Raw genomic sequence first — 13,741 nt, 5'->3', positions numbered from 1 at the left:
CTTCAAACTCAAGATTTCAATGCTTCGGCAAGTTTCGCGATTTTGCCGCGAATCGAGCCATCGATAACCAGGTCGCCGGCGCGGATGACGACACCACCAATAAGGGCAGCGTCCTCCGCAACTTGCAGGCGCACTTCCCGGTTGAGTCGTGCACTGAGAACCTTGGCGAGTTTGTCTTGCTGTTCTTGGTTCAATGCGAAAGCACTGGTGACTTCAACGTCTACCGACTTCTCTTGTTCGGCCTTGTACAGGTCGAACAGAGCGGCGATCTCCGGCAACAGCGGGAGACGGTCGTTTTCGGCAACGACGTGGATGAAGTTCTGTGCCTTGGCATCAAACTTGTCGCCGCACACGTCAATAAACGTGGCGGCCTTTTCTGCGCTCGTCAGTCGCGGGGCCTTGAGCACGCGCTGCATGGTGTCGTCTTCCGACACCGCTGCAGCCAGGCCGAGCATGGCTGACCAATTGGCCAGTTGCTGGTGGGCCTGAGCGTGCTCGAAGGCCGCCTTAGCGTAAGGTCGGGCCAACGTGGTCAGTTCTGCCATGATCGCCCTCGCTTAGATTTCAGCAGCCAGTTGGTTAACCAGCTCTGCGTGCGCGTTTTGATCGATTGTGGCACCCAGGATCTTCTCGGCGCCGCCGACTGCCAGCAAGCCCACTTGGGCACGCAGCGCGTCTTTGACACTGTTCAGTTCCTGTTCGATCTCGGCCTGAGCCTGAACCTTCACACGGTCAGCGTCGACACGGGCCTTTTCAACAGCCTCTTCGACAATCTGGTTACCGCGTTTCTTGGCTTGCTCGATGATTTCAGCTGCCTGAGCTTTCGCTTCGCGCAGTTGGTGACCCGCTTTTTCTTGGGCCAACTCCAGGTCGCGAGCTGCACGGCTGGCAGCGTCCAGACCATCAGCGATCTTCTTTTGACGTTCGTGCAGTGCCGCAATGACCGGAGGCCATACGAACTTCATGCAGAACAGTACAAAAATCAGGAACGCAACGGACTGGCCAATCAGGGTCGCATTAATGTTCACGCCAACACCTCGCAGTTACGTTGTCCATCACACCAAATTACCCGGAAGATCCGAGTAATTAGCCAGCGATTTGACCAACGAACGGGTTCGCAAAGGTGAAGAACAGAGCGATACCAACACCGATCATGGTTACGGCGTCGAGCAGACCGGCAACGATGAACATTTTAACTTGCAGCATTGGAACCATTTCTGGCTGACGCGCTGCGCCTTCCAGGAACTTGCCGCCCAGCAGGCCGAAACCAATTGCGGTACCCAGTGCGCCCAGGCCGATCAACAGTGCAACAGCGATAGCGGTTAGACCAACTACAGTTTCCATCTTTCCTCCCGACTTTTACGTCGTATGGTTTAGGTTTTTTAGATTAAAGCGGTAAAACAAATCGTTTCAGATGCCCCGTAAGGAGCACCTTCCCGTTTTACCGGGAAGGACATCAGACTAGTCGAGACTGGCCTTAATGGTTTTCTTCGTGCGCCATCGACAGGTAGACGATGGTCAACATCATGAAGATGAACGCCTGCAGGGTGATGATCAGGATGTGGAACACAGCCCACGCCCACTGCAGAACAACGCCCAGGCCACTAAGCCAGAGCAGACCGCTGCCGAACATCACAGCAATCAGAATGAAGACCAGCTCGCCGGCGTACATGTTGCCGAACAGACGCAGAGCCAGGGAGATCGGCTTGGCGATCAGGGTCACGAATTCCAGCAGGAAGTTCACCGGAATCAGCAGGGCCTGAACGAAGATGTTCTTGCTGCCGAACGGGTGCAGGGTCAGCTCGCCGATGAAGCCGCCGAGGCCCTTGATCTTGATGCTGTAGAAAATGATCAGCGCGAACACCGTGAAGGCCATGGCCAGAGTCGCGTTCGGGTCGGTGGTCGACACGGCGCGGAACGGGATGTGGGCATCGCCGGAGATCAGGATGGCCAGCTGAGGAATCCAGTCGACCGGTACCAGGTCGACGGCGTTCATCAGGAACACCCAGACGAAGATGGTCAGTGCCAGCGGTGCAATCACCGGGCTACGGCCATGGAAGCTGTCTTTCACGCTGCCATCGACGAATTCGACCAATACTTCAACGAAGTTCTGCAAAGCACCAGGCTGACCGGAAGTCGCTTTCTTGGCCGCCATGCGGAAAAGAAGAACGAAGATCAGACCCAATGCGACCGACCAGCCGAGAGTATCGACGTGGAAAGCCCAGAAGCCCATTTCTTTGGCTTCTGCTGCGGTGTGGGCAAAGCCCCAGCCGCCGGTAGGGTGCTGACCGAAGGTCAGGTTCTGCAAGTGGTGCTGGATATAGCCCGAAGCGGTTGTTTCTGCCATGGTTGCCTCAAACGCCCTAAGGTCTCGAAAGTCTTGTTCTCATCAGCAGGGGAGCGAACCAGCTGACCGACTGAGTCAGCACGAAGGCACCGAATACTGCAATCGGCGCCAGTGGCTTCACACCTGCAAACACCAGTGCAAACAGCACTGCCGTCAAAATCAGTTTGCCTGCCTCGCCGGCATAAAAAGACCGGACGATGGACTGGGCTGCTCGGGCGCCGGAAAACCGAAATGCCCTGTGAGCGAAATAAATATTGGGTAGCAAGGCTATCAGGCCTCCGCAGAGTCCCGAGTACCCGGCAACGACTCCATATCGGTACCAGAGCGCCAAAGCGGCGATCAGCAACACGACAAATTGAGCCATTAACACCGGAAAAACTGCCAGGCGATGGAAGGGCAGGCGGTTTGGCGTGCGGGTTTCCATCACTTTTACTCCCCAATGGTCGGCTGCCGAAATTCAATAACTTGGCATAATTTGTGCCGACAAAATGCGCGCAGAGTATAGGGGCGGTTCTGCCCCTATTCAACTGTCAGGTAGTGATTTCCGACTGCGCGCTACATGAGGAAATGTTTCAGCGGATATGTGCAAGTACGCCTTGAAGCTCATCCAGTGAGTTGTAGCCAATCACCAACTGTCCTTTACCCTTCTTACCGTGGCGGATCTGCACCGCAGAGCCTAGGCGCTCGGCCAGACGCTGTTCGAGACGGGCAATATCCGGGTCCGGTTTTGCCGCTTCCACAGGCTCCGGTTTACCACTCAACCACTGGCGAACCAGTGCCTCGGTTTGGCGCACGGTCAGCCCGCGTGCGACAACATGTCGCGCCCCTTCAACCTGTTGAATTTCCGGCAAACCGAGCAAAGCACGGGCATGACCCATTTCCAGGTCGCCGTGGGACAACATGGTCTTGATGACTTCCGGCAAGGAAATCAGGCGCAACAGGTTGGCCACTGTCACCCGGGACTTGCCCACAGCCTCGGCCACCTGTTGCTGGGTCAGCTGGAACTCCTGCTGCAACCGCTGCAGGGCCACCGCTTCTTCAATCGGGTTCAGGTCTTCGCGCTGAATGTTCTCGATCAGCGCGATGGCGATCGCGGTTTCATCGGGTACATCGCGAACCATTGCCGGGATGGTTTCCTGCCCGGCTTGCTGGCTGGCGCGCCAGCGGCGTTCGCCGGCAATGATTTCAAAGCGGCCGCTGCCGATCGGGCGAACCACGATGGGCTGCATGACGCCCTGGGCCTTGATCGATTGCGCCAGCTCTTCGAGCGCCTGCGGATCCATGTCACGACGCGGCTGGTACTTGCCGCGCTGGAGCAGATCCAGGGGGAGATGTTGCAGCTCACGCTGATCGGCTTGCGCCGCTTGTTCTTCCAGCGAGCTGACAGTCGGACCACTCAACAGAGCATCCAGTCCACGTCCGAGACCTCGTTTCTTGACGGCCATGGGGATTCCTTAAGTTGCCTGAGCAGCGGCGATGCGTGAGTTTTTGCGTTGACGACGAACCATTTCGCCCGCCAATGCCAGGTAGGCAACGGCGCCTCGCGAAGCTTTGTCGTACGCCAGCGCCGGCATGCCGTAGCTTGGCGCTTCGGCCAGACGGATATTGCGCGGTATGACGGTGTCGTAGAGCTGCTCGCCGAAGTGTTCCTTGAGCTGCGCCGAGACATCGTTCATCAGGCTCAGGCGTGGGTCGTACATCGTACGCAGCAGGCCTTCGACCTTGAGGTTCGGGTTCAGCAGTTCAGAGATACGCTTGATGTTATCCACAAGGTCGCTCAAGCCTTCGAGTGCGAAGTACTCGCACTGCATGGGGATAATGACCCCGTCAGCGGCAACCAGTGCGTTCAAGGTCAGCATCGACAGCGACGGCGGGCAGTCGATCAGGATGTAATCGTAGTTTTCCCGGATCGGCGCCAGCGCGCTGCGCAGACGGCTTTCCTTCATCTGCATTTCCAGCAGCACCACTTCGGCCGCGGTGAGATCGCGGTTGGCCGGCAACAGCTGGTAGCCACCGTGTTCGGAGAAGTGCATGGCCTGGGCCAGATCACATTCTCCGATCAGCAGGTCGTAGACCGAGTTTTCCAGGCCATGTTTATCCACACCGCTACCCATGGTGGCGTTGCCCTGTGGATCAAGATCGATCAACAGCACCCGGCGCTTGGTCGCGACCAGGGATGCTGCGAGGTTGATGCAGGTGGTGGTTTTGCCCACGCCACCCTTTTGGTTCGCAATCGCGAATACCTTAGCCATTCTTGCTTGTGTTCCCAATCATGCCGTGCGGCGCAGTATCAGCAGATGGCGTTGGCCTTGGCAACCAGGTACGGCCAGGGCGTGTTCGCTATCGAGGTGGAAGTCTGCCGGCAATGCTACCAGCTCATCGGCCGGATGAACGCCCTTCATTGCCAGCCAGCGTGTTTCGCTATCGCCGAGGTGGCGCGTCCAGTTGCTGAAGTTCTCCATGCTGCTGAACGCCCGGGAAATGATTCCGTTGAAGGGCTGTACAGGCTGGAAGGCTTCGACGCGACTGTGGATAACTTGCAGGTTATCCAGTTTTAGTTCGAGTTTGACCTGGGTCAGGAAGCGGGTTTTCTTGCCGTTGCTGTCCAGGCAGGTCACCTGGGACTCGGGAAACAGGATCGCCAGCGGAATGCCAGGCATACCACCGCCGCTGCCGACGTCCAGCCACCGGCCGTTTTCGACGAACGACATCACGCTCAAACTATCGAGCAAGTGGCGGGAGACCATCTCGTCCGGATCGCGTACCGCGGTCAGGTTGTAAGCCTTGTTCCATTTTATCAACAGGGCCAGATAACCCAGCAGCTGCGCGTGCTGGGTTTCTGTCAGCGTGACACCGAGCTGGCGAGCACCTGTGGATAACTCTTCTGCGTGTTGCGAGGTGACCAACGAACTCAAGCGCTTTGCTCCAACTGACGGCCCGCGCCGCGTTTTTTCAAATGAATCATCAACAGCGAAATGGCTGCCGGCGTAACGCCCGGTATGCGCGAGGCCTGGCCCAAGGTTTCTGGACGGGTCGTGCCGAGCTTGCTCTGGATCTCCTTGGAGAGACCGGAAATATTCGTGTAATCGATATCCACAGGCAATTTGGTGTCTTCGCTGGCTCGCAGGCGGGCGATTTCATCCTGTTGACGATCAATGTAGCCGGCGTATTTGGTCTTGATCTCGACCTGCTCGGCAACCTGTGGATCTTCCGCGCCCCCACCGGTCACGGCGATGAGACCAGCGTAGTCGATTTCCGGACGGCTCAAGAGGTTGAGCAGGTTGTATTCGTGAGTCAGTGGCGTGCCGAATTTTTCGGCAATGGCATCGCCCTGTTCGGTACCAGGGCGTACCCAGGTACTTTTCAGGCGCTGCTCTTCCAGTTCGATGCTTTCGCGTTTTTTGCAGAAAGCCGCCCAGCGCACGTCATCCACCAGACCCAGTTCGCGACCTTTTTCGGTCAAGCGCAGGTCGGCGTTGTCTTCGCGCAGGATCAAGCGATATTCGGCACGTGAGGTGAACATCCGGTACGGCTCTTGGGTACCGAGGGTTATCAGGTCGTCGACCAACACGCCGATATAGGCCTCGTCGCGACGCGGGCACCAGGCCTCTTTGCCTTGCGCACGCAGTGCAGCGTTGGTCCCGGCGAGCAAACCCTGGGCACCGGCTTCTTCGTAACCGGTTGTGCCGTTGATTTGCCCGGCGAAGAACAAGCCGCCGATGACTTTGGTTTCCAGGCTGTATTTCAAATCACGTGGATCGAAGTAGTCGTACTCGATCGCGTAGCCCGGACGCACGATGTGCGCGTTTTCCATGCCGCGGATCGATTGCACGATCTGCAATTGCACGTCGAACGGCAAGCTTGTGGATATACCGTTCGGATACAGCTCATGGGTGGTCAAACCTTCCGGTTCGATAAACACCTGATGGCTTTCCTTGTCGGCGAAGCGATGGATCTTGTCTTCGATCGACGGGCAATAACGCGGGCCGATCCCTTCGATCTCACCGGCAGCGGAATACATCGGCGAACGGTCGAGGTTCGCGGCAATGATTTCGTGGGTGCGCGCATTCGTGTGGGTAATCCAGCAGCTGACTTGCTTCGGATGCTGCTCTTTTGACCCCATGAACGACATCACCGGGATCGGCGTATCACCCGGTTGCTCGGACATCACCGAGAAATCCACAGACCGACCGTCGATACGTGGCGGAGTACCGGTTTTCAAACGACCCACGCGCAATGGCAGTTCACGCAGACGGTGAGCCAGCGCGATCGATGGCGGATCACCGGCGCGACCGCCGGAAAAATTCTGCAAACCGATGTGGATAAGTCCACCGAGGAACGTACCGGTGGTCAACACCACGGAATCAGCGAAGAAACGCAGGCCCATTTGGGTGACAACACCACGGACTTGTTCCTGCTCGACGATCAGATCGTCAGCGGCCTGTTGAAATATCCACAGGTTCGGCTGGTTCTCCAGGATTTCGCGGACAGCTGCCTTGTACAGAACCCGGTCTGCCTGCGCGCGGGTTGCTCGCACGGCCGGGCCTTTGCGGCTGTTCAACACGCGAAACTGGATACCGCCTTTATCGGTAGCCATGGCCATCGCGCCGCCAAGGGCGTCGATTTCCTTGACCAGGTGGCTTTTGCCGATCCCGCCAATGGCCGGATTGCAACTCATGGCACCGAGGGTTTCCACGTTATGCGTCAGCAATAGGGTTTTAACCCCCATACGTGCTGAGGCCAGTGCTGCCTCGGTACCGGCATGACCGCCGCCGATGACGATCACTTCAAAACGGGAAGGGAAATCCACCACGCACCTCGTGCCTGCTTAAGTAGGTAATTCAGGAATAGTTTGAGCTCAGGTTTTTGGACCTGGTCGACAAGTATAGGGACTTCGCCCTTCCTAAAGAACCCTTTGCACAAAATTTAACCAGCTGTGGAAAAGTCGGAGTTATAGAAATTAAAAAGAAAGAAATTTATTAAATCTTTGTTTTTATGTTTATTTCTATGCACCTACCTTTCTGTGGATAGATTGCTATAGCCCTTTATTTTCAATGTGTACAGAGATTCAAAACCCTGTGTTCATGTGCCAATGAGGCCCTTGGATAACCGGTTTAAGCCTGTGGATGAAAGGGATGGTTATCCACAGAGGCGGTTATGTCCAGTTTTCGAGCCCTGTTATCAACTGACCTTAGCCGCGGTTATTCACAGGGCTTAATCCACAGAAAAGTGCCGTTCGCTCGAAATTCGGGTGCAGGAATTCCGCTCAAGCAGACGAAGTCCGCTCGGCACTGGAAGTTTTTTTCAGAAAAGGAGAGAACAGACAGGCACGAATGGCCTGTCTGTGAATAACAGGAGGGCTACTTACCGATACAGAAGCTGGAAAAAATCCGCCCCAGCAGGTCATCGGAACTGAAAGCACCGGTGATTTCACCCAGCGACTGCTGAGCCTGGCGCAAATCCTCGGCCAACAACTCACCAGCACCGGCCAGGGTCAATTGGGCACGGCCATGCTCGAGGGCCGCACTGGCATGACGTAGCGCCTCAAGGTGTCGCCGGCGAGCGCTGAAGCTGCTTTCGGACGTTTGTTCATAGCCCATGCAGGCCTTGAGGTGATCACGCAGCAGCTCCAGCCCGACACCACCCGACCTGGCGCTCAGGCTGATGGTGACATGGCCGTCCTGGCTGACCTCCAGCGCAATGGCTTCGCCCGTAAGATCGGCTTTGTTGCGGATCAGGGTGACTTTCGCGGGATCGGGACGGATTTCGAGAAACTCCGGCCAGAGTGCGAAAGGATCGAGGGCTTCCGGAGCAGTGGCATCAACCACCAACAGTACCCGATCGGCTTCGCCGATAGCTTTCAAGGCACGCTCGACGCCGATTTTTTCCACATGATCATCGGTATCGCGCAGACCGGCGGTATCCACGACGTGCAGCGGCATGCCATCGATGTGGATATGTTCGCGAAGCACGTCACGGGTGGTGCCGGCAATCTCGGTCACGATTGCTGCTTCACGCCCGGCCAGGGCATTGAGCAGGCTGGATTTACCAGCATTCGGACGACCGGCAATGACCACGGTCATACCGTCACGCAGCAAGGCACCCTGCCCGGCTTCGCGCATGACGGTGGATAACTCGTCGCGCACTTTGTCGAGCATGCTCAGGACGTGGCCATCGGCGAGGAAGTCGATTTCCTCTTCCGGGAAATCGATGGCCGCTTCTACATAGATTCGCAGGCCGATCAGTTGCTCGGTGAGGTTATGCACACGTGACGAAAAAGCACCCTGCAGGGAGCGCAACGCGTTTCGCGCAGCCTGGGCAGAACTGGCTTCAATCAGGTCGGCAATGGCTTCGGCCTGGGCGAGGTCCAGTTTGTCGTTGAGGAAGGCGCGCTCACTGAATTCCCCCGGCCGGGCTAGGCGGCAACCCAGTTCCAGGCAGCGCTTGAGCAACATATCCAGAACAATCGGACCGCCATGGCCTTGCAGCTCCAGCACATCTTCGCCTGTGAACGAGTTCGGGCCGGGGAAATACAAGGCAATGCCCTGGTCCAGCACCTCGTCGTTTTCACTGAAAAACGGACCGTAGTGGGCAAATCGCGGCTTGAGCTCGCGACCGCTGAAGGCCTTGGCCGCAACGCTGGCCAACGGCCCGGAAATACGCACGATGCCTACACCGCCGCGACCTTGAGCGGTGGCGACGGCTGCGATGGTTTCGCGAGGAACGCTCATAAACCGGTATCCAGACAAAAGTGACAGATAGCAAAACGCCCCACTAGGGGGCGTTTTGAGTGGTTATCCACAGTGTAAATCAGGCAGCTGCTTTAGCGGCCGCTTCGATTTTACGCGTGATGTACCACTGTTGTGCGATGGACAGCACGTTGTTTACAACCCAGTACAGCACCAGACCGGCCGGGAACCACAGGAAGAAGAAGGTGAAGATGATTGGCATCAGCTTCATCACCTTGGCCTGCATCGGATCCGGAGGAGTCGGGTTCAACTGCTGCTGGATGAACATGGTTGCGCCCATGATGATCGGCAGAATGAAGAACGGATCCTTGATCGACAGGTCAGTAATCCACAGCATGAACGGCGCTTGGCGCATTTCAACGCTTTCCAGCAGAACCCAGTACAGCGAGAGGAAAACCGGCATCTGCACGAGGATTGGCAAGCAACCACCCAGCGGATTGATCTTCTCTTTCTTGTACAGTTCCATCATGGCTTGCGACATTTTCTGCCGGTCATCGCCATGTTGCTCTTTCAGCGCGGCCAGTTTCGGTGCTACTGCACGCATGCGCGCCATGGATTTGTAGCTGGCAGCCGACAGCGGGAAGAAGATCCCTTTGATCAGCATGGTCAGGAAGATGATCGACCAGCCCCAGTTACCCACAATGGCGTGGATGTGTTGCAGCAACCAGAAGATCGGTTGGGCGATGAACCACAGAATGCCGTAGTCGACCGTCAGTTCCAGACCTGGGGACAACTCTTTCAGCACAGCCTGGCTTTTCGGACCGGCGTACAGAACAGCGCTGGTCTCGGCCTTGGCACCCGGCGCAACACTCATCGATGGGCCGGTGTAGCCGATGATGTAGTTGCCTTTGCTGTCTTTACGGGTCTGGACGACGTTGTTTTCGCCCTTGGCCGGAATCCATGCGGTCACGAAGTAGTGCTGCAACCAGGCAACCCAACCGCCAGTGACGGTTTCTTTCAGCGGCGCCTTGTCCATGTCCTTCATGGACACTTTCTTGTACGGCTCGGAACTTGTCCACAGGGCAGCGCCCAGGTAAGTCGCGGTGCCGGTAGCCGTAGTCGATGAAGGATCGGCGCTGGCGTCGCGCTTCAACTGGGCGAACATCGCACCATTCCAGGGCTGGGCGCTCTGGTTGTCGACCAGGTAGGAAACGGTTACGTCATACAGGCCGCGTTTCAGGGTGAAACGCTTGATGTAGTTGACGCCGTCTTTGCTGAACTTCAGGTCCACGACCAATTGGTCCTGACCGTCAGCCAGCTGATAAATCTTCTTCTCCGAGGAATAAACCGGACGACCGGCCGGATTTGCATCCGGACCGTTGGTGCCGATCAGACCGCTTTGCGCCAGATAAGTACGTTCGCCGCCGTTATCGAACAGCTGGAACGGAATTTCCGGGTGATCCTGACGACGCGGATACAGCGGCAGGGTCAACTGGGCAACATCGCCACCTTGTGGGTCGACAGCCAGGTCCAGTACATCCGTTTTGATCTGGATGAGGTCCTTGCTCACAGCCACCGGCGTTTCGGCAGGTGCACTGGTGTCGCTTGCAGCACGTGGAATGTCGTCACTGGCAGAAGCGTTGGAGCCAGATGCCGTATCCGGCAGGCCCGATGCAGTCGTATTGGTGGCAACATTCTGAGTCGGCAGGGCAGCCTGGCCATAGTCCTGGTTCCATTTAAGAACCATAACGTAGGACACGATTGCCAGGGCGACGATCAGGATCGTGCGTTTGATATCCATGATTACTCGGCCATCGAAGAAGAACGGGAGGTAGGGATAGGTGGAACCGGGTCATAACCACCGGGATTCCACGGATGACAGCGACCTAAACGACGAAAGGTCAGCCAGCCACCGCGAAGAAGGCCATGATTTTCGATGGCTTCTAACGCGTAGCAGGAACAACTGGGGTAGAAACGACAGTGACTGGCCATCAGGGGACTAATGGCATAGCGATAAAACTGGATCGGAACGAGTGCCAGTTTACGCATCTGGACTGTCTACCCCTACAGTTTCGGTTTTGACTGCTGGTACTGGCGAACTGCGAGCCAGTCGTTTCCAGAGTTTGCCGAAATGCTGAATCAATTCGGGGTTTTCTACGTCGCCCAAACCTTTGCGCGCGACGATAACAATGTCCCAGCCGACCAGGGAATCCTGGTTCAGGCGAAACGATTCGCGCATCAGACGTTTGAGGCGATTGCGCTCGACGGAGAGCTTTACGCTCTTTTTCCCGATTACCAACCCGAGACGGGGGTGATCAAGATCGTTGTTGCGCGCAAGGAGCAGGAGATTTTTCCCCGGAACCTTGCCGGTAGGGGAGTCAAAGACTGCCTTGAATTGCCGGGGGGTAAGCAGACGCTTTTCCCGACTGAAGTCCTGACTCACCTCCAGTGCCGGATTATCAAACTGCCAGACGCGCACGACCTTTGGCGCGACGACGCGACAGGACGGCACGACCGTTCTTGGTAGCCATGCGAGCACGGAAACCGTGGGTACGAGCGCGTTTGATAGTGCTTGGTTGGAAAGTACGTTTCATTGTCGTGTTACCTGGTTCGTCCACAACGGGCCGGAATGGCCCCCGTTTTAAGAGACCGGGGATTCTAGAGAAAGCAAGCCTTCAGGTCAATTTCCAACCAACGTTTCCTTATAAATAGATCTCCAGAGGTTTTTCAGCACTTGCACCTTGCGTAGATATAAAAATAAGAAAGGAAAGTATTTAAAGCTTTTCTGTAAAGCTTATAAAAGCTAGGCTCGTCACCTTCTGTGGATAACTCGATTCAGCCCTTGTTTTACCTGCTGTACAGAGAATGACAACTACGGTGGAAAACAGTGTTCAGCCTGTGCTGCGCTGTCGGATAACCTGTGTGTGAAAGACCGCTTTATCCACAGGCCGGTTGTCCACCGAGTTTCGCCCCCACTTGTGCAATGACCTTAACCCTGGTTATCCACAGAGCTTATGCACAGACCACTGGTCGCCTTTTTTGCTTATGAAACGGTGATTCTTCTTGGTCGATGAACCACCTTCGTGTGGATAAGTCGGCGTCTGGTCGCTACAATGGCCGCTTGTTTTTGCCTCACCGGCTTTCAACTTAGGGGATATCCGTGTCAGTGGAACTTTGGCAGCAGTGCGTGGAGCTTCTGCGCGATGAGCTGCCTGCCCAACAATTCAACACTTGGATCCGTCCACTACAGGTCGAAGCCGAAGGCGACGAGTTGCGTGTGTATGCACCCAATCGTTTTGTTCTGGACTGGGTCAACGAAAAGTACCTGGGGCGTGTTCTCGAATTGCTCGATGAGCACGGCAATGGCATGGCGCCTGCGCTTTCCTTATTAATAGGCAGCAAACGCAGTTCGGCACCCCGTGCCGCGCCAAACGCTCCCCTGGCTGCTGCGGCTTCCCAGGCCCAGGCTGCTCAAGCACCCGTCAGTCCGCCGCCGACACCTGCCGCCGTGTCGACCAAGCGTGCGACGCAAAAAGTGGCTGAAGTCTCCGAGGAAGAACCTTCCCGTGACAGCTTCGACCCGATGGCCGGAGCCAGTTCGCAACAGGCACCTGTGCGCGCCGAGCAACGTACCGTGCAGGTCGAAGGTGCGCTCAAGCACACCAGTTACCTGAACCGCACCTTTACCTTCGAGAATTTCGTTGAAGGTAAATCCAACCAGCTGGCGCGCGCCGCTGCCTGGCAGGTGGCAGACAACCCCAAGCACGGTTACAACCCACTCTTCCTTTATGGTGGCGTCGGCCTGGGTAAAACCCACTTGATGCACGCTGTGGGTAACCATCTATTAAAGAAGAACCCGAATGCCAAGGTGGTGTACCTGCATTCCGAGCGTTTCGTGGCGGACATGGTCAAGGCCCTGCAACTGAACGCGATCAACGAGTTCAAACGCTTCTACCGTTCGGTGGATGCGTTGCTGATCGATGACATTCAGTTCTTCGCCCGCAAGGAGCGTTCCCAGGAAGAGTTTTTCCACACCTTCAACGCCTTGCTCGAAGGTGGGCAGCAGGTCATTCTCACCAGTGACCGCTACCCGAAGGAAATCGAAGGCCTTGAAGAACGCCTCAAATCCCGTTTTGGCTGGGGCCTGACCGTAGCGGTCGAGCCGCCGGAGCTGGAAACCCGCGTGGCGATCCTGATGAAGAAGGCCGATCAGGCCAAAGTCGAGTTGCCTCACGACGCCGCGTTCTTCATTGCCCAACGTATTCGCTCCAACGTCCGTGAGCTGGAAGGCGCGCTCAAGCGCGTGATCGCCCACTCGCACTTCATGGGCCGCGATATCACCATCGAGCTGATTCGCGAATCCCTTAAGGACTTGTTGGCGTTGCAGGATAAACTGGTCTCTGTGGATAACATTCAGCGCACTGTCGCCGAGTACTACAAGATCAAGATCTCCGACTTGCTGTCCAAACGCCGTTCGCGTTCGGTCGCTCGTCCGCGTCAGGTCGCCATGGCGTTGTCCAAGGAACTGACCAACCACAGCCTGCCGGAAATCGGCGATGTGTTTGGCGGCCGCGACCATACGACGGTCTTGCACGCGTGCCGCAAGATCAACGAACTTAAGGAATCCGACGCGGACATCCGCGAGGACTACAAGAACCTGCTGCGTACACTGACCACTTGATGAACACCAGCGCAGCTAATTAAG

The 13,741-nt window shown here is 56.6% G+C and carries 15 protein-coding genes; 1 reads left to right on the top strand and 14 read right to left on the bottom strand.

Annotation, left to right across the window (positions count from 1 at the left end; translation table 11 throughout):
• Positions 1-8 precede the first annotated feature (8 nt).
• The 14 genes from KGB20_RS28545 to rpmH form a co-directional block, all read right to left on the bottom strand.
• Entirely contained in the window at positions 9-545 is a 537-nt protein-coding gene (locus KGB20_RS28545) for a F0F1 ATP synthase subunit delta (protein ID WP_008045680.1), read from the bottom strand.
• 12 nt (positions 546-557) lie between these two features.
• The gene (locus KGB20_RS28540; protein WP_008045681.1) at positions 558-1,028 is read right to left on the bottom strand and encodes a F0F1 ATP synthase subunit B; all 471 of its coding nucleotides are present in this window, start codon (positions 1,026-1,028) and stop codon (positions 558-560) included.
• Between the two features lie 58 nt (positions 1,029-1,086).
• The gene (gene atpE, locus KGB20_RS28535) at positions 1,087-1,344 is read right to left on the bottom strand and encodes a F0F1 ATP synthase subunit C (RefSeq protein ID WP_003097235.1); all 258 of its coding nucleotides are present in this window, start codon (positions 1,342-1,344) and stop codon (positions 1,087-1,089) included.
• Between the two features lie 133 nt (positions 1,345-1,477).
• Positions 1,478-2,347 (bottom strand): F0F1 ATP synthase subunit A, encoded by an 870-nt coding sequence (gene atpB, locus KGB20_RS28530; protein WP_057712662.1) that lies wholly within the window; start codon positions 2,345-2,347, stop codon positions 1,478-1,480.
• 16 nt (positions 2,348-2,363) lie between these two features.
• Positions 2,364-2,771, bottom strand: coding sequence for a F0F1 ATP synthase subunit I (locus KGB20_RS28525; protein WP_057712661.1), 408 nt, complete (start codon positions 2,769-2,771; stop codon positions 2,364-2,366).
• A 148-nt stretch (positions 2,772-2,919) separates the two neighbouring features.
• Entirely contained in the window at positions 2,920-3,792 is an 873-nt protein-coding gene (locus KGB20_RS28520) for a ParB/RepB/Spo0J family partition protein (RefSeq protein ID WP_057712660.1), read from the bottom strand.
• 9 nt (positions 3,793-3,801) lie between these two features.
• Positions 3,802-4,599: a ParA family protein gene (locus KGB20_RS28515; RefSeq protein ID WP_046038783.1), complete on the bottom strand. Its 798-nt coding sequence runs from the start codon at positions 4,597-4,599 to the stop codon at positions 3,802-3,804.
• Positions 4,600-4,617: 18 nt separating this feature from the next.
• The gene (rsmG, locus tag KGB20_RS28510) at positions 4,618-5,262 is read right to left on the bottom strand and encodes a 16S rRNA (guanine(527)-N(7))-methyltransferase RsmG (RefSeq protein ID WP_150812672.1); all 645 of its coding nucleotides are present in this window, start codon (positions 5,260-5,262) and stop codon (positions 4,618-4,620) included.
• Positions 5,259-7,157 carry a tRNA uridine-5-carboxymethylaminomethyl(34) synthesis enzyme MnmG gene (mnmG, locus tag KGB20_RS28505; protein WP_150812671.1) on the bottom strand — a complete coding sequence of 633 codons (1,899 nt, stop codon included), beginning with the start codon at positions 7,155-7,157 and terminating at the stop codon, positions 5,259-5,261. The genes rsmG and mnmG overlap by 4 nt, the downstream gene beginning before the upstream one ends.
• Before the next feature lie 550 nt (positions 7,158-7,707).
• Positions 7,708-9,078: a tRNA uridine-5-carboxymethylaminomethyl(34) synthesis GTPase MnmE gene (gene mnmE / locus KGB20_RS28500; protein ID WP_057712657.1), complete on the bottom strand. Its 1,371-nt coding sequence runs from the start codon at positions 9,076-9,078 to the stop codon at positions 7,708-7,710.
• Between the two features lie 79 nt (positions 9,079-9,157).
• Positions 9,158-10,837: a membrane protein insertase YidC gene (gene yidC / locus KGB20_RS28495; RefSeq protein WP_057712656.1), complete on the bottom strand. Its 1,680-nt coding sequence runs from the start codon at positions 10,835-10,837 to the stop codon at positions 9,158-9,160.
• A gap of 2 nt (positions 10,838-10,839) precedes the next feature.
• Positions 10,840-11,085, bottom strand: a complete 246-nt coding sequence (yidD, locus tag KGB20_RS28490) for a membrane protein insertion efficiency factor YidD (RefSeq protein ID WP_010207715.1) — start codon at positions 11,083-11,085, stop codon at positions 10,840-10,842.
• Positions 11,078-11,479, bottom strand: a complete 402-nt coding sequence (gene rnpA, locus KGB20_RS28485) for a ribonuclease P protein component (protein ID WP_056727027.1) — start codon at positions 11,477-11,479, stop codon at positions 11,078-11,080. The genes yidD and rnpA overlap by 8 nt, the downstream gene beginning before the upstream one ends.
• A 16-nt stretch (positions 11,480-11,495) precedes the next feature.
• Positions 11,496-11,630, bottom strand: a complete 135-nt coding sequence (gene rpmH / locus KGB20_RS28480; RefSeq protein ID WP_003213577.1) for a 50S ribosomal protein L34 — start codon at positions 11,628-11,630, stop codon at positions 11,496-11,498.
• 566 nt (positions 11,631-12,196) lie between these two features.
• On the opposite strand from rpmH, the gene dnaA reads away from it, so the two are divergent.
• Positions 12,197-13,717, top strand: a complete 1,521-nt coding sequence (dnaA, locus tag KGB20_RS28475; RefSeq protein ID WP_154909739.1) for a chromosomal replication initiator protein DnaA — start codon at positions 12,197-12,199, stop codon at positions 13,715-13,717.
• Positions 13,718-13,741: the final 24 nt, after the last annotated feature.

The sequence above is a fragment of the Pseudomonas sp. BF-R-30 genome (assembly GCF_019956175.1).
GTDB classification, from domain to species: Bacteria; Pseudomonadota; Gammaproteobacteria; order Pseudomonadales; family Pseudomonadaceae; genus Aquipseudomonas; species Aquipseudomonas jessenii.
Note: the sequence above shows the minus strand (reverse complement) of the source record. Positions and strands in the feature narration are given on the sequence as shown.